The organism is Veillonella parvula (assembly GCF_040094895.1).
In the GTDB taxonomy this organism is placed as follows: Bacteria; Bacillota; Negativicutes; order Veillonellales; family Veillonellaceae; genus Veillonella; species Veillonella parvula_L.
Window position 1 is genome coordinate 22,615 of sequence record NZ_JBBNGV010000002.1, and the last position, 16,614, is coordinate 39,228.

17 protein-coding genes, 1 tRNA gene and 1 pseudogene are annotated in these 16,614 nt (G+C 40.3%); 2 read left to right on the forward strand and 17 right to left on the reverse strand.

Annotated elements, in window-relative coordinates:
• Positions 1-135: 135 nt before the first annotated feature.
• The 17 genes and pseudogenes from AAAT26_RS04060 to AAAT26_RS04140 form a co-directional block, all read right to left on the reverse strand.
• Positions 136-1,560 (reverse strand): histone deacetylase family protein, encoded by a 1,425-nt coding sequence (locus tag AAAT26_RS04060; protein ID WP_024061434.1) that lies wholly within the window; start codon positions 1,558-1,560, stop codon positions 136-138.
• Positions 1,550-3,263, reverse strand: a pseudogene (locus AAAT26_RS04065) (hydantoinase/oxoprolinase family protein). Before AAAT26_RS04065 ends, AAAT26_RS04060 begins: the two are co-directional and overlap by 11 nt.
• Before the next feature lie 194 nt (positions 3,264-3,457).
• Positions 3,458-4,108 carry a coenzyme F420-0:L-glutamate ligase gene (locus AAAT26_RS04070; RefSeq protein WP_004698361.1) on the reverse strand — a complete coding sequence of 217 codons (651 nt, stop codon included), beginning with the start codon at positions 4,106-4,108 and terminating at the stop codon, positions 3,458-3,460.
• Positions 4,109-4,120: 12 nt separating this feature from the next.
• On the reverse strand, positions 4,121-4,660 hold the full coding sequence (locus AAAT26_RS04075) for a hypothetical protein (RefSeq protein ID WP_004698324.1): 540 nt from the start codon (positions 4,658-4,660) through the stop codon (positions 4,121-4,123).
• A 12-nt stretch (positions 4,661-4,672) separates the two neighbouring features.
• On the reverse strand, positions 4,673-5,476 hold the full coding sequence (murI, locus tag AAAT26_RS04080; RefSeq protein ID WP_039965340.1) for a glutamate racemase: 804 nt from the start codon (positions 5,474-5,476) through the stop codon (positions 4,673-4,675).
• On the reverse strand, positions 5,469-5,888 hold the full coding sequence (locus tag AAAT26_RS04085; protein WP_008602735.1) for an acyl-CoA thioesterase: 420 nt from the start codon (positions 5,886-5,888) through the stop codon (positions 5,469-5,471). Before AAAT26_RS04085 ends, murI begins: the two co-directional genes overlap by 8 nt.
• Before the next feature lie 116 nt (positions 5,889-6,004).
• Entirely contained in the window at positions 6,005-6,349 is a 345-nt protein-coding gene (locus AAAT26_RS04090) for a YkvA family protein (protein WP_004693603.1), read from the reverse strand.
• Positions 6,350-6,371: 22 nt separating this feature from the next.
• Positions 6,372-7,223, reverse strand: a complete 852-nt coding sequence (locus AAAT26_RS04095; RefSeq protein WP_349208911.1) for a hypothetical protein — start codon at positions 7,221-7,223, stop codon at positions 6,372-6,374.
• 126 nt (positions 7,224-7,349) lie between these two features.
• Positions 7,350-8,117: an SDR family NAD(P)-dependent oxidoreductase gene (locus tag AAAT26_RS04100; protein WP_118090942.1), complete on the reverse strand. Its 768-nt coding sequence runs from the start codon at positions 8,115-8,117 to the stop codon at positions 7,350-7,352.
• Between the two features lie 11 nt (positions 8,118-8,128).
• On the reverse strand, positions 8,129-8,923 hold the full coding sequence (locus tag AAAT26_RS04105) for a TSUP family transporter (RefSeq protein ID WP_349208912.1): 795 nt from the start codon (positions 8,921-8,923) through the stop codon (positions 8,129-8,131).
• Positions 8,924-8,988: 65 nt separating this feature from the next.
• Entirely contained in the window at positions 8,989-9,285 is a 297-nt protein-coding gene (locus AAAT26_RS04110) for a YerC/YecD family TrpR-related protein (protein ID WP_278452056.1), read from the reverse strand.
• A gap of 9 nt (positions 9,286-9,294) precedes the next feature.
• On the reverse strand, positions 9,295-9,948 hold the full coding sequence (locus tag AAAT26_RS04115; RefSeq protein WP_008715638.1) for a methionine ABC transporter permease: 654 nt from the start codon (positions 9,946-9,948) through the stop codon (positions 9,295-9,297).
• Positions 9,929-10,975, reverse strand: a complete 1,047-nt coding sequence (locus tag AAAT26_RS04120; RefSeq protein ID WP_039965347.1) for a methionine ABC transporter ATP-binding protein — start codon at positions 10,973-10,975, stop codon at positions 9,929-9,931. The genes AAAT26_RS04115 and AAAT26_RS04120 overlap by 20 nt, the downstream gene beginning before the upstream one ends.
• Before the next feature lie 55 nt (positions 10,976-11,030).
• Positions 11,031-11,888 carry an aminotransferase class IV gene (locus AAAT26_RS04125; protein WP_008602746.1) on the reverse strand — a complete coding sequence of 286 codons (858 nt, stop codon included), beginning with the start codon at positions 11,886-11,888 and terminating at the stop codon, positions 11,031-11,033.
• A gap of 282 nt (positions 11,889-12,170) precedes the next feature.
• A complete protein-coding gene (locus tag AAAT26_RS04130) occupies positions 12,171-13,292 on the reverse strand; it encodes an acyltransferase (RefSeq protein ID WP_221741310.1) in 1,122 nt (373 codons plus the stop codon).
• Positions 13,293-13,302: 10 nt separating this feature from the next.
• On the reverse strand, positions 13,303-15,117 hold the full coding sequence (locus tag AAAT26_RS04135; RefSeq protein ID WP_278470473.1) for a DUF4127 family protein: 1,815 nt from the start codon (positions 15,115-15,117) through the stop codon (positions 13,303-13,305).
• 148 nt (positions 15,118-15,265) lie between these two features.
• Positions 15,266-15,892 carry a trimeric intracellular cation channel family protein gene (locus AAAT26_RS04140; RefSeq protein ID WP_004693621.1) on the reverse strand — a complete coding sequence of 209 codons (627 nt, stop codon included), beginning with the start codon at positions 15,890-15,892 and terminating at the stop codon, positions 15,266-15,268.
• Positions 15,893-15,975: 83 nt separating this feature from the next.
• On the opposite strand from AAAT26_RS04140, the gene tadA reads away from it, so the two are divergent.
• Both tadA and AAAT26_RS04150 read left to right on the forward strand, forming a co-directional pair.
• The gene (gene tadA / locus AAAT26_RS04145) at positions 15,976-16,521 is read left to right on the forward strand and encodes a tRNA adenosine(34) deaminase TadA (protein WP_278470555.1); all 546 of its coding nucleotides are present in this window, start codon (positions 15,976-15,978) and stop codon (positions 16,519-16,521) included.
• Positions 16,475-16,565 (forward strand) — tRNA-Ser (locus AAAT26_RS04150). Before tadA ends, AAAT26_RS04150 begins: the two co-directional genes overlap by 47 nt.
• The last annotated feature ends 49 nt before the right edge of the window (positions 16,566-16,614 follow it).

The following is a 16,614-nucleotide window of genomic DNA, read 5'->3' on the forward strand; positions in this document are numbered from 1 at the left end:
TTAGAACGCCCCTTACATAAAGGGGCGTTATTTCTTATATTATATCACAATTTTACTATTTTTTAGCATTACGAATTATATTGTAATTCGCGATTCTAACATGATAACTGGCGTTATCATTTACGGAGATTAACATTATAGTTCATATTGGCCGTTGCCGAGTGGATCTACCACAACGTAACGGCTTGCTCCCCCTTCTGTTTTGGCTCGTTTTGCTTCTACAATAGCATCTTGACGCGTCCCTTCATCTGCTTGCCAAGGTATAAACATAGCATATACACTTTGCGGCCCATATGGTCCGTATTGTCCTCGCGAGAGCACGCTATGCCAGCCTACCTTGTCTTTATACATGCGCACCTTTTCAAGGCGCTCCTCTTGTACGCCTGTTTCATCGTAGTACACGTTATAATGATTAGACCAAACATCCCCTGCACCTACGCGCTCGTCTTCGGCCATCTTATGACGGTTAGCCCATTGTATCTTCCACTTAACGATTAAATCATCTATGTAACTAGTTACATTTTGACTCTGTTTGTATTTAACAGGATCAAAGGCAGGTTCTACAACTTTGCTGTAATCAAGGCCTGCCATGGATAAAATGATACCCGTATTTACATATGGCAACGCTTCTTGTACGGAATATCCCCCTTCTAAGACTGCTATATCGGCTTGTAATAAATCGACTAGCTCTGCATAGCCCTTTGCAGTTACCTGCATATTGGCTAATGGATCGCTAAAGTGATTATCTTGCCCGGCCGAGTTAATGACGATATCGGGATTAAACTCTGCAAGGATAGGCAATACAAGCTCACGCATAACCTTCATCAAGCCTTCGTCACCGGTACCTGGCGGTAGTGGAATATCTATATTACCACCGATGGCCTGAGGTCCACCAAATTCATCCATAAAGCCTGTGCCAGGATATAAAGTACGTCCATCTTGATGGAAGCTAATATACAACGTATCAGGATCATGGTAAAACACATCTTGAGAACCATCACCATGGTGTACATCGGTATCTACTACGGCAACGCGTTTGATTCCATAGGTTTGACGTATGTGTTGAATCATAACAGCTTCAATATTAATCGTACAGAAGCCGCGAATACCATGAACCATAGCCATTGCGTGGTGACCTGGTGGTCTTACTAACGCAAAGGCTCGATCTACTTCACCGCGCATGACCGCATCAGCTGCCGCAATAGCACCTCCAGCAGATACTCGATGAGCTTCCGTCACCCAAGACTCTAAATCTGGAGCACCAACATGAACTCGCTCTATTGTATCCCAATCAGCTACTATTGGATTATATTCTCTAATATTCGGTATATCTAACAAACCTTCCTCTACAATTTGATCACGCGTATAGAGTAAACGCTCTTGTCGTTCAGGATGTGTTTCAGAAATTTTCCAGTCAAATGCAGGGAAAAAGACAAGACCTAAACTGTGATGATATTTAGCTTTATCAATAGTAGGATTCACGTCGTCATTCAGTTTCGTGTTTATATCCTTTTCTATAAGTCCATGACGCTCACGATAGGATAGTCCTTTATTCCACATAATGTTTCACCCCCGCCGCTAGTTGTACTTTCACCGTAATTAAACGCTCCATAGATTGCCAGCCCTCTACCACAGGGAAATCCTCAATGCTAATGATCTCGATTTCTTGCGCCGTATCTAAACCTAAACGTAAAGCCTCTTCACTAAGAGCCTCCTTAGCTCGTTCTACAACTTGTTCCTCTCGTTTTAAAGTACAATTTTGCTGTTTAATACCTAATTCAGGAATGACAAGTAAACGACGTTTTGTATCTACATGAACAGTGAGTTCGATAGTAGATAGAGCTAGCGCAGCACCAATAGCATTCGCTACGGCTGCATTTTCCGGAATCGTAACAGGTAAATCCATATATTCGCCAATGCTCGCTCCGAGACTTGGCGCTGTGCCCCCTAACTACAACAATATTTTCAGGCACAAATATATCAGGATTTACAATATCTGCCACCACATAAATAGGGCGTTTATTCTCAACCGTTACGACCGCATCTACGCCACGTTGAATCGTTTCCAACGCATTTTGTAAGATTAGTCTTGCTACATCAGAGGCGGTCTTGATATGAGCTAGTCGTTTGTTTGAAATATTTACATTATCATCTAGCAAGGTAGCCTGTATAGCATCCGCCATATCTTGTAAAGCTTGCGTTGCCAAATTAAAGTCACCATAGGTTGCATGACCGAGCACGATGAGTGCGTCCCCTAATGTAGGTTCTACACCACCTAGAGCTACCAATGGTCCCACTCGTTCAGGACCTACGGTAAGATTACCATTTTTAAAGCGAACTACAGATTCCCCACCAATGCCGACAGAGGTAACGGCAAAGGATCGCACTGCACTTGGATACTCACGGATAGATACACCACTTTTTGTCATCAATGGTTTACCATGCTTCCAAAGGGATATATCCGTTGTAGTACCACCAATATCTAGAGCCACTGTATGCTTATTTCCTATAACACCGAGAGCCGATAGTCCAAGAACTGTTGCAGCAGGTCCCGTAAAAGCCGTTTCTACAGGTCGGCTCACCATATGCTCCATAGGTAGAGAACCACCATCGGCCTTTAAAATGTGAAGTGGAGCCAATATATTCCGTGCACTGAGAGCAACTTCAACATTTTTCTTAAACACCGTAAATACGGGTGTCACAGCGCTATTAAAATAAGCGCTAATAGTACGACGAGGGAAATTTAAAGAACCACTTAATAAACTGCCATTAGAAATTGTATGATACGTATTTTTCAATTCCTCTGTAATAGATAGTTCTTCTTGAGGATTCCGCACCCCAAATTTAGCGGACACAGCAGCCAAATCATTACCACTACGTGTTTGAACCATGTTGACTATACCATGTACAGCATCAGCAGGGGTACGCTCTACAGCGATACCTCTATGATCTGTATAACCTTGAAGGTATATAGGTTTCACAGGGAATATATCATCTACATTACGGCCTGGACCTGTAACCACATAGAGATCTACTACTTGCTCCTTCTCTTCTACGATGGTATTCGTCACCACGGTAGTAGATAAGGTTACTTGTTCAATATTTGATGTATCATAACCCTCCAAAACCGCATCTAAGGCCTCACCTATACCATTCATTAGATTATCCTTTGTAGTCCGCCTCTTGGCAGTTGCCACTACACGATGGCCATCAATGATAACAGCATCGGTAAAAGTACCACCTACGTCTAACCCTAGTAACATATAACCTCCTTAATTAGTATTAATAAAGAATCTATACAAACTCAAAACAAGGTAAAGAAAACTCCATTTAAGCTAGCATATACTCTCTATTTGAACTAATATACAATTCCTATTCAAACCTACGTATAGTCCATATTCAGGCTCATTATATAAAAAAGCTGTACCCATCTCTATGTGATGAGTACAGCCTTCTGTTATTTACCAGATACAGATGCGTAATTTTTGATGATAACAATCGGAGTCATTTGGCTATCATTACCAAATGGATTATCAATCAACAATTGTGCAATTTTCTTAGCGTCAATGCCACGACTTGTACCTAAAATAGCGGACCGTTTCAAGTCATTAACGTCAGCTACAACGGCACCATAACAACCAGTGCGAGATACAATTTTCTCAGCCACTTTATCAGGATCCTTTGGACCAAATACAATATGCTTATCAAATGGAGGCATAGTCCCCGTTACATCATCTGTTAAGGATGCAGCACGAGCAATTGCATAGAACACGCCAGGTTTACGGAAAATTTTAGCAATAGCACCTAAAATAAAAGCACCTAACACCTTCCATTTACCGTCCAAATTCATAGCCGATTGCATACCATAAATAGATGCCATGGAGCCATCTGGATGAATAAAACGATTAATTAAACGAGCTTGCCAGCATACATCTAGCTCTTCAGGACGTGTAAAACGGCCTTGCGTAATAGCCACTACAGATTCAGCAACGCATACGATATCTTCAGGTCCAATATTATGACCCCCAAATTCAACGATAGCATCAACGATGTCATCATTATCTGTAAGAATACGTGTTGGCACACATACTAACTCTAATTCTGCCATTGTTATGCCTCCTTATTGAACCATTGCTGCTTGAACTTCTTCAGCAGTCAAACGAATACGCTGTTTATCGATATGATAGTCTGTCCGACCTACGATTTGGTAGTAAATATCGATGTCCATATAAGGGAATCCCTTAATATCTTCTCGAATATTGCCAGTTTTACCTGTTAATGTAACATATACACGAATTGTGCCACCTTTGCGTGGTTTGATAATTATAGCTTCAAAGTATCCATCTTGACGCGGACGATTAATATCCATAGCCCAGGCATTTACCTTAATAGCATCAAAATGTTCTTCTGGTAATAATGGACGTGGAAATAAGTCCATTATTGTGCCTAATTGGCGCCCTTTATTTACAAATGGTATATCACAGAACAACGTAATGGACTCAAAATTACGATCAGATACTTGAAAGTTCGTTGCTCGTTTCGCTAATAAGACAATATTTTCATTACCTTGTTTCAATACAAACAAACGGAATAATAAGTACAGAGCTGCAACAGCCACAATAATAGCTATTACTGCACTGAGGATGTTATAAAACCACATAGGGTATCTCCTTTATAATGTAATATGTTCAATGGTACGACGGCTTGTATCAAGAAAGGATGCACTCAATGCATCACCAAGTTCGACATCCTTTGTAAAACACAATGTCACGGTGCCTACAGTATCTTGAGGATTGAAAAGATTTTTACTCTCAAGTCTGTGACGAACCAATTCACTTGTTTCAAAAGCAGGATCAATGAACTGAATGCGACATGACGTTAGTTCCTCTAGTAAAGGTTGTACAAATGGGAAATGAGTACAACCCAAAACGACTACCTCAATTTCTCGAGATAATAAAGGTTCTAAATACTCCTTACATACTTCACGAACAAAGTAATCATCTAAATGACCTTGTTCAATAAGCCCCGCCAACTCTGGACAAGGTTGTTCCCAAACCAAAACCTCATGATCAACTTCTAAAGCCACATGCTTATGAATATGACTATTTACAGTGGCTACGGTTGCCATAATACCGATAGTCTTGCTTTTACTTTTATTAATGGCTGTTTTCACACCTTGTGATACACCAATAACTGGCACAGATACAAGTTCACGTACCGCATCAAGAGCCACAACGGTGAAGGTATTACAGGCAATCACCATCAACTTAACAGGCTGCCTTTCTAGCGTCTCCGCAATACGACACGCCAAATAAGTGATTTCATCATCACTGCGATTACCTACAGGATTATTCGCATTATCACCGATATAGATGAAATCTTCGTTAGGAAATTGTTCTTGTAACACCTTTAACACAGATAATCCGCCTACACCAGAGTCAAATACACCGATAGGCAATTGTTGTACATTACTCATGCGGCATCTCCTCAACAGCTGCTAACATAGGCAGATAAAAAGTATCGTCTAATCGCACAATTTTTCCTGTTAATTTTGACATAAAGGCATTCTTAGTTTCTCCCGTAGCAAGTAACACACCATCACTAGCACGGCGCATACGATAGCGAAACACCATTTGAGCCCTCGTCATCTTAACCAAATACGTTTCGATGTGAAGTTCATCATCGAAATTCGCAGGTTCTTTATAATTGCAAGATACATTCATGATGGGAAATACAATATCCTCATTCATCATATCCCACAAAGTGACACCGATCTTACGAAGGAATTCAATGCGCGCCATTTCAAACCATCTAAAATGGTTACTATGGTGAGCAATCCCCATCATATCAGTTTCATAAAATCGTACATTTACTGAAGCAATATGCATAAATTCTGTCCTTTTTAAATAGTATACAATTTTTATTCTATATCTATTACTTTAGTGTGTCAAATAAATAAAGGCAGTTCAATCACTGTGGATCAAACTGCCTAAAATGGTAAAAGTTAGCGACTGCTACCAAATGGAAAGAATTTTTTTGCCTCTTCTTGATGACTCGTTTTGATATAACGATTCGCAATCTTAAAGGCTAATCCGAGTACTGCCACATCATCTACCCAACCTAATACAGCAATCGCATCCGGCACAATATCAATAGGTAATACCAAATACCCTAAGGCACCTGCAATGACCGCTTTTACATATTTGGGAGTATCCTTGTCACGAAAACAAAGGAACAAGGTTACTGCTTGTTGTACAAAGGCAAGTTTCTTACCATATCGACCAAGAAACCCTAAAAATCTTGATTCGCTAAAATACTTACCATATTTAATAATATTAAATGGATTCATAGTAATAATAATCCTTCAGCGTTTATTTACGCAAACCGCCAATTTTTTCTTTCGCTGTATTAACAGTGTTTGTAGCAACATCTTTTGCTGTCTCTACGGCATCAGAAGCTTTAGTTTTTGCAGTTTCTACTGCTACTTGTGCAGAAGCTTTTGCCACTTCTACACCACCTTTTGCGAATTCTTTGGCTACTTCAATACCTTCTTTAGCAGAATCAATTTTTTCTTTCGCTGCATCAGAAACCTTTGCTACAACCTCTGCTGCGTTATCATGGATTTGGTATTTTGTTTCATTATTCCATTTATTGATGGCAGGTGTTACTTTTTCATCGTAAACTTGCTTTAAAGATTCTTTAGCAAGACCTGTTTCGTTAGCAATCCCAGCCCATACGTCACGTTGACCTTGAGTGAAAGGAATGCTAGCACTTGCATCACGAACGATTTCAGAAGCAATAGCTTTGCCATTTTCAAGGAATTCAGCAACCATCGGTTTGTAACGTTCGATATCAGAAGGCATGCCATCTTGAATCCAAATATTTGCAATTTTACCAATAGCATAAGTTAAACCGATAGCTACAGGAACGCGAACAGCTTTAATTGGAATTAGAAGGGATACTGCAGCTGTACCTACAGCTGTGCTAAGACCACCTACTAAACCAACTACAGCACCTGCTTGCAATTCTACATCATAAAGATGAGCAATGCGAGTTACCATGTACGTAGCATTGGCGCACAAAGCGACACTGCTGAATTTAGAGGATAATGCCAATGCTGCCGCACGACCTGCCCCCCAGAAGATAAATTGTTCAACTTGATAGTCACGATCTTGAGATCCATCCGTAAGGGGCTCAAGTGTTACGCCATTATATTCTGCCATAAGTATTCTCCTTTGTTGTGAACCAACTATAGGTCTTATTATTAGTATTATTATACCATTCTATTGATAGAAGTGAAATGAATTTTTCTAATTATCCATATATAATAGCTTCTAATATTTTCTATATTACCAACTTGTGAGTCCTCCATCGATTGTCCAGGCTGCACCTGTCACAAAAGACGCCTTATTACTCAACAAAAATACAATTACTTCTCCAATTTCATGAGGCTTAGCAATACGACCTAATGGGTAATGTTGGCCCATTTCAGCCTTAGCAGCCGCCGCATCTTGGTGGGCATTAGCAATCTGTTTATCTACTAATGATGTATCTACATCACCAGGACACACACAGTTTACACGAACACTGTGAGGTGCCATTTCAAGGGATAGAGATTTTGTAAAGCTCACTACAGCTCCCTTTGACGCACCATATACAGAACAAGCTACATTACCTTGTAAACCCGCATCACTAGCAATCGTTACAATACTGCCCTTTGAAGACCGTAAATAGGGAAGCGCCGCTTGGCATAAGAATACAGTACCTTTTACATTGGTTCCAAACATTTCATCAAAAGCTGCCTCTGTAACATCAGCTAGTAACTCTTCTTCATAATAGCCTGCAGCTGTTACAAGAGCAGACACCCCACCAAATAAATCTACTGTTTCTTTTACAATTCGCTGACAGTCCTCAATTTTAGATACATCACCTTGAATATATTGCACCTTAGAGGAATAGCGACGTAGCTTAGTTTTAACCTTTTGACCAACTTTTTCATTTCGACCATTGATGACTACACACCAACCTTCTTTAAGTAAAAGCTTTGCCGTAGCAAATCCAATACCCGATGTACCACCACTAATCAAGGCCACTTGAACATCACTTTTATGAGGCATACCTTGCCCTCCTATAATGTTGAAATATAGTCATAGACTAATTTCAACAACATAACTGTCGTTACCGACAAGAATACAACTCGCACCAAAGATGAGCCCTTCGCAATTGCCAAATGCGAGCCTAAATAAGCACCTATAATTTGACCTGCCCCGGTGGCAAGACCATACTTAACATTGACGTGTCCTAAATATAAAAATACCAATAAAGACGCCAAATTACTAGTAAAATTCAATATTTTTGCATTAGCAGATGCATGTAAAAAATCAAAGCCTGTAAAGATAAAGCCCATAATCAGAAATGTACCTGTACCAGGACCAATAAAGCCGTCATATATACCAATGCCAAGAGCAAAAGCCATACAAATATATAGCGCTTTTCCTGCTACCTGAGATGTACGATTGATTTCACCCCAGTCTTTTTTGAACACCACAAAGAGTGTTACACAAACAAGTAATATGATAATAATAGGCTTTACATATAGCGGTGGTAAAGAAACAACCGCCAAGGTACCAAGCATAGAACCCACAAAGGTAAAAGGCAGTAATTTACGAACTAGGGAAAAATCAACCATGTGATTTCTCAAAAATGTAATCGATGCACTGCCAGCACCAAAGATACTGGATAATTTATTACTGCCTAGAGCCACACTAGGTGGAAGATTTGTTAATAACATGGCAGGTACAGAAATGAGGCCTCCCCCGCCTACAATGGAGTCTACAAAGCCAGCAAACGCACCAGCTACGGCGAGTAAAACGAGTATAAGGATATCAAATGGTAAACCTGTTACCGCAATGAGCCACTCCATAATAAACCTCCTACAGATAGCACATCAACGGTCGCCAAAGGCCACCGTTGTCATGCTAGTTTATTTTATTTTGCACCTAGACGATTGAGAGCCAATGTATAACCATCCGCACCATATACTAAACAGCGCTTTACACGACTAATCGTAGCAGTACTCGCGCCCGTTTCTTCTACGATTTTCTCATAGCTATCCCCTGCGCGAAGCATTTTTGCTACTTGTAAGCGTTGAGATAATGCTTTTAATTCGTTAATCGTACAGATATCTTCAAAAAATGCATAGCATTCCTCTGTATTTTCAAGCGTTAAAATGGCGGTGAACAATTCGTCATTTTGTTGACTTCTCAATTTTTCATTGATACTCATAGGATCCTCCTACTTCTTATTCATCGCTTTAGACCAAGCATCACCAATCATTTGTACAACTTGTACCAATACAATCAAGATGATGATTGTAGCGATCATAATATCGGCTTGGAAACGTTGGTAACCATATCGGATAGCAATATCCCCAAGACCACCACCACCAATAGCACCAGCCATCGCAGAGTAACCGATGAGGTTAACGATAAGCACCGTTACATTGTCAATAATTGTTGGCAATGCTTCTGGTAATAATACTTTCCAAATGATTTGTAATGGGCTTGCCCCCATGGATTGAGCCGCCTCGATAACGCCAAAATTGATGTCCTTAATAGACGTTTCTACTAGGCGTGCCAAAAACGGAATTGCCGCAATGGTCAACGGCACACATGCTGCAGTTGTACCAATGGAGGTACCTACCACCATACGAGTAAACGGAATGATGGCAACCATCAAGATGATGAAAGGTACAGAACGCGTGGCATTGACAATGGCACCCAATACTTTATTGAGTGTTACATTCTCCAAGATATGACCTTTAGAAGTAACGACCAGAACAACACCAAGAGGAATACCTAATAACATTGCCATTACAGTAGAAATTATCGTCATTTGCAATGTATCAAGGGTACCAGTTATGAGTAGATTAATGATTTGCTCTGACATAACCGATCACCTCGCTTTCAATTGGTAACGTTTTGATGTAGTCCAAACCTTCTTGCGCATTTTCTGGGTCACCATTCAAGATAACGATGAGGCGACCAACGCTCGTATTTTGGATGTAATCAATGCCGCCAAAAAGGATGCTTACATCTAAATTAAAGCGTCTCACAAGGCCTGCTACTACAGGCTCATCTGTTGCTTGTCCTGTAAATTTGAGGCGCACTAAAGGTGCTGTCCCTGCAATCCATTGATCATGTAATTCCAAGTGTTCCAATGCTTCTGGAGGTAAGTTATCACTCACTACAGAGCTAATAAACTCTTTTGTCGTATTTTCGCGAGGATGTGTGAATACTTCAACCGTGCTACCTTCTTCAAGTATTATGCCGCCTTCAATAACCGCCACGCGATCACAGATTTCACGGATAACGTGCATCTCATGTGTAATGAGCACAATAGTGAGCCCCATCTTCTCGTTAATATTTTTCAACAATTTCAAAATAGAATCTGTTGTTTGAGGATCAAGGGCAGATGTAGCTTCGTCACAAAGGAGAACCTTTGGATTAGACGCTAAAGCACGAGCAATACCAACACGTTGTTTTTGACCACCAGACAATTGAGATGGATAGTTGTTCATCCGGTCTGTAAGGCCTACGATATCAAGAATTGGCGTAATGCGTTCCTTGATTTCAGATTTGCTCATTCCTTGTAATTCCAACGGAAATGCCACATTGTCATATACGGTACGAGAAGACAATAGGTTAAAATGTTGGAAAATCATGCCAATATCTTTTCGCGCTTTACGCAAATCAGATTTGCTAAGTGTAGTTAAGTCTGTACCATTTACGATAACAGAGCCAGATGTAGGTGCTTCGAGCATATTGATGCAACGAATCAATGTGGATTTACCGGCACCGGATTGACCGATAATGCCAAAGATTTCGCCTTCTTTCACATTTAGGCTAATATCTTTCAACGCTTCCACACGAGTAGCGCCTTCATAGACTTTACTAATGTGTTCTAATTGTATCAAAATAATTTCCTTTCTTAAGGTAAATGTTTAACATTTGATGAAAGCAGCTTATCTATCAAGGTAGTCCTTCTTCCATCAATTTTTCTAGTGCTTCGCGTAGACGAAGTGTAATAGCACCTGGTTTACCACCAGATACTGGATTTCTGTCTAGCTTAGTAATTGGGATGACACCACCAATTGTATCGGTAAAGAATAGTTCGTCCGCTTCATCTACAAAGGTGCGGTCAAATTCTTTCTCAATAATGGTAATACCTAAAGATGGTGCTACACGGGTTAAGATCATTTGGCGCGTAATACCTTTTAAGATATGATTATCTGCTGGATGCGTGTACAAGATACCATCTTTAACAGCAAACACATTAGATGTAGCGCCCTCTGTACAAATGCCATCACGGAACAAGATGGCTGTATAGGCAAATTTCTTTTCTGCTTTTGTTTGCGCCAAAATATTCGGGATCAAGTTAGTGGTCTTAATATCTACATGTTCCCAACGTTCATCAGGCAAAGCTATCGCTTTTACACCTTCACCCAATTTATTGACTTCATCTAAATCCAAGGTACGGATAGACATAAGCATTTGTGGTTCTAATTTAGAGCGATCATAAGCATGATGACGTGGTGCTACACCACGAGAGATTTGTAAATAAATATAGCCCTCTTTGATTTCACTTTGCTCGATCAAAATTTCGTGCAATTCTGTCAAATCATCAGGGGTCATTTTTACAGGGATATCCATTTCACGCATAGAGCGATACAAGCGATCTTGGTGGTAAGACAAAGCGAAGCAACGGCCTTTTACGACGCGAACAACTTCATATACAGAGTCACCAAATAAATAGCCACGGTCATCAATGCTGATAACTTTGGCACCTGGTTCGACGAATTCACCGTTAAAATATGTTAATTCTTGCATAGGAGCACCTCTTTTTCTATTTCGTTACTCTATCAAGTGGTAATCATCATGGACTTATTATAACACAATTACTTTCAAATTTTCACACTTTACTTTGTGAAAGATATTAATTCGATATACAAAAATCCGCTAGGATACCATAGTTAAAAACTATATCCTAGCGGATGTATAACAAATATTATTTTAATACTAAATCAGCACTACAGAAATAACTAAAACTAGGTACACCATTAGAGTACTAGTACCAATTAGGTTTCTCTATACAATAGTTCCCATACTAGACTAATGCCCCAGTATAAATTTACGGATAGATTTAGGCATATAATTAAGAGCCACCGTAGACAAATAGGATAATCCCAACGCCATAATATACATAATTAACACGTTGGACACCGTATACAAGAGATTATATTTAGCCATCACACCCGAAATGATTAACAACCAAAATGGATGTGATAAATAAATACCATACGATTTATCGCCTATCTCAGACCAAATGGACTCCATCGTCACATTCATAGGTAGCCTTTGGAATAGGAACAAACTAAACATCGTTCCCAATCCTGTATAAAGAACGCCCATAGGACTCATTTGATGTACCGTGTAAATTGCTTCTAACACAGTGTAATGCCATACGTCCATGACATAGTAATAGGAGCCAAGCATCAACAATATGGAGCTTACCGCGCTGACGCCTAAAAGGTAACGATAACGCCACATATATTCGCAGACGGGTTCATATCGTTCAGCACATACGGCACCTAAAAGGAAAATCCACACATAATGAATAACCCAATAGTTGAGTCGCATATCAAAAAGATATTTAAGAACTGGCTGATTGCTTAGATTTTCTGTTACCCAACGGCCAAGCATGTAAGACGAAACATAATCGATACCAACTTGGATGACAAATAGTAACACCAACCAAAATACAGGCCGTTTTAAGATGACTTTCACCATGGCCCGCCATAATGGCATCATCACGTAGAACCATAGCAAAATAACCATAAAATATAGATGATACATAGAGGTACCAAAGAGTAGATTTATCGCCAACGGCCCTGGATGTAAATTGCCAAGGTTATGAGCTGTCATCCCTGTATATAGCAAGTAAAAGATGGACCACGTAATATATGGAAATAGCACCACCTGAATGCGGCGGTGCATAAATTCCTTATATGAGAATGGTCCCTCTACCGAGGTATGATAAAACAAGCCAAATGCAGAGAGGAAGAAAAACGCAGGCACTCCAAAGCGAGAGAGAATTTCTAACACGCTGATGAGTTCTAAATTTACAAAAGGATTTTGCAATGCGTAAGATCCTACATGAATGCCGATAACACCGAGCATACAGAGGCCTCGCATATAAGTAATTTCCGGTAAAAACGCTTTTTTCATAGCCATTGCCTATTCACTATTGACCAGGTGCCACTGCAGGTGTCGGTACCACACGTGGACCTTGAGACTCTGTAGCTGGTTGTTTAACTACCGGAGATGTAGATGTAGGGGGTTGAGGTGTTGCAGCTTTTTCAGGTTGTGCCGGTTGAGCTGGTACAGCCTGACCATTTGCTTTAGCAGCCGCTTCTGCCTTAGCCTTAGCTTCTGCTTCAGCCTTAGCTTTTGCTTCAGCTTCTCGTTTCAAGCGTAATTCTTTTTCAAGTGGTACCACTGGTTTGTCATAAACAGTGATATCCGTTTCAAATAGACGTCCCCATGGGAATGTAGCTTTTACTGTACGAGGATTGATTTTAAGGTATTTTTCAGCGAAATCTTGAATGCGTTCACCTAAATAACTTTCAAGACGTTCATTTAATTCACCAGAGTAACGAACATTGTCTGTTCTGATAGAATCTTGCATACGATAAATATCTTTGCGGATATTTGCTTGATATGCCCAGTTATCCAAATATTGTTGCGTCAACATATCACGATGACCTTCTGGACTCATAGATTTAAGCAATAATCCTTGAGCAATAGCGTAACCTACTGTGTTACTTGCTGTATTCCAACCATTATACGCACCGATTTTGTACAACAAATCTCGTTTATACATAGCGGATACCAATGTATTATCTGCGCCATTATTGAAAGCAATATCTGCAACGCTTACGTTCACACCAGAGTCAACAGCTTGTTGAATGCGATCTACGAAAGCATTTGTAGAGTTAGAGATCATTGGGAAGTTTTCGAAGTTTTCAGACTCGCCTGTACTCGTAGTAAGAGGTGTATTAACAGCCAATAATACAGTTGGTTTACCTTGTGTCACCATCGTGCCACCTACAGCCTCAACGTGTTGAGCAATTGTTTTATCAATCGTTTGATCTTCGTAACCTGGTAATGTTTTACCTCCGCCACCGAGTGGATAAATTACGGAGAATGTAGGTTTTTCTGTGCTCACATCGGTACGGGAACGCGCCATCAATAAGAGACCAAGTTGGTCAGCACCAGGGAAGCTACCGTATTTTTCAACAGAAATATCCTTGGAATATTTGTTAAGGTAACGACCTTCTAGAGCGGATTGAGATAATTGAGATGTATCATCATGACCTAATGCAAAGTAGTCGAATACACCACTGCGAGTTTCATCAATCAACTCTTTGTTGATTTTCATATTTTTTTGACGGCGGTCAAACCAGTCTTGCAAGTATTCCACAGGAACAGAGGCTTGTAGGCTCATCAATTTTTGAGTTTCTTCTTGCGTTAAAGAGCCAGAATCTAATTTATCTTGTAATGCAGCGATTTGGAAGATAGTTGGGCCATATTCCGCATAGTAGGCCGGTTCAGTACCACCACCACTCGCGCGTGGGGAACGCATTACGGTACCAAATCCATAGATGCGTACATTTTTATTACGCGCTTTTAAACCTTCAATACGTTTCAAGCGATTTTGCAATGTGCTAAGAGGAATATTATGTTTACGAGAATCTACAAGACCTCCATAAATAAGAGTATCTGTACTTAATACCATAACATCAGCACGACCTGCATTTTGCTCTACCCAAGCCATAATTTGATCAGCTTGACCTTGGTACGTCTTACCAGAAATCAAGTGTTGAGGTGGTGTCAACACAGTCATACCCGCCTCACGAGCTGTATCAACTGTATATTGCAAACTTACAGGACGATCATCTTGAGGTACATATAATACGGTTTCTGCATCAATTTTGATGGATGTACCTGTAGCAATGGCTGTAACCATTAATGCTACTTTCAACCATTTATTTGTCATAAAGCAAATCTCCTTCTGTGTACACGAGTACTCTCGACTCGAAAATTAACTCTTATATAATACTCTTTTTTTCTGACACTTTTATGAAATACTTAATAGTATAATTATATCATTTACCTGTTATTTCTCAAATGCAGTGCCTTTAGCTTTAGCGCACTTTGGGTAAGCTCCAATTATATTTAATAGCTAGTAAACGGATAACTAGTACAACGGTAAACGCACCATATACAGCCTCTCCAACCCAGTTAGAAATAACCATTAAGTAATAAACGATGCCCCCAATAACACTAGGTAGAGCATACACATCTTCTTTTAAAACAGACGGAATCCGTTGAGCCAGCATATCTCGGATAATACCACCACCAACAGCAGTAATAGTTCCTAATAAAACAATGAAAATTGGCAACTCAGGATATAGTTTAAATCCTGCAGATGCTCCGGTTACAGTAAAAGATGCCAACCCGACTGCATCGGCTAATAAATAGCTTGCTCGGCTACGAGGGCCCATAGCATGCTTGCGATAACGGCTGTTATAGATAATAAATACGATAATTGTTACGGAAATAACCACAGTTACATATACAATATTGCGTAACGAATTCGGCGGAAAATACCCCAAGAGAACATCACGTACAATTCCACCACCGATTGCCGTAGCCAGTGCCAATACAGCCATACCAAATATATCCATTCTCCGCGCCACCCCAACAAGTGCTCCGGAGATAGCAAAGGCAATAGTGCCAATCATATCAAATATATACCAAATAATATCCATAATACCCTCACACAATCTATTCGCATAACTTCGCACACTATGATAGACTTTATGTAAGATATTATACATTAAGAGGTATGAGAATGACAAAGAACATTACACCTATAGAGATTAAAAATATGGATGAGCGTAGCCGTGACGAGTATTTCATGGCGTTTGCTCTAGAGGAAGCTCGCAAGGCCTATAACCTAGGAGAAATTCCTATCGGCGCTATCTTAGTGCAAAACAATACAATCATTTCACGCCACCATAATCGCCGTGAATTAGATCACGATGCAACAGCTCATGCAGAAGTGCTCGTCATCCGCGAAGCATGCGATGTACTCAAGCGCTGGCGGTTGACTGGTTGTACCCTGTATGTTACGATAGAGCCGTGTCCGATGTGCGCTGGAGCCATCATCAACAGTCGTATTGACCGTGTTGTATATGGTGCAAGTGATTACAAAGGAGGCGCTGTAGAGTCTCTTTTCAATGTACTCTCTCACCCTGGTTTAAATCATGAACCCGAATTAGCATCGGGTGTCCTTGGTGATGAATGTAGTCAAATCATGAAAGACTTTTTTAAAGAGCGCCGTAAAACACGGAGGAGTACCCAAGAGGCTGAAGGGTCCGCACTCGAAATGCGGTAGGTCGGGCAACCGGCGCGGGGGTTCAAATCCCTCCTCCTCTGCCATATAAAATATATAAAGCGCTAACCATGGTTAGCGCTTTTTTGCGAAGGG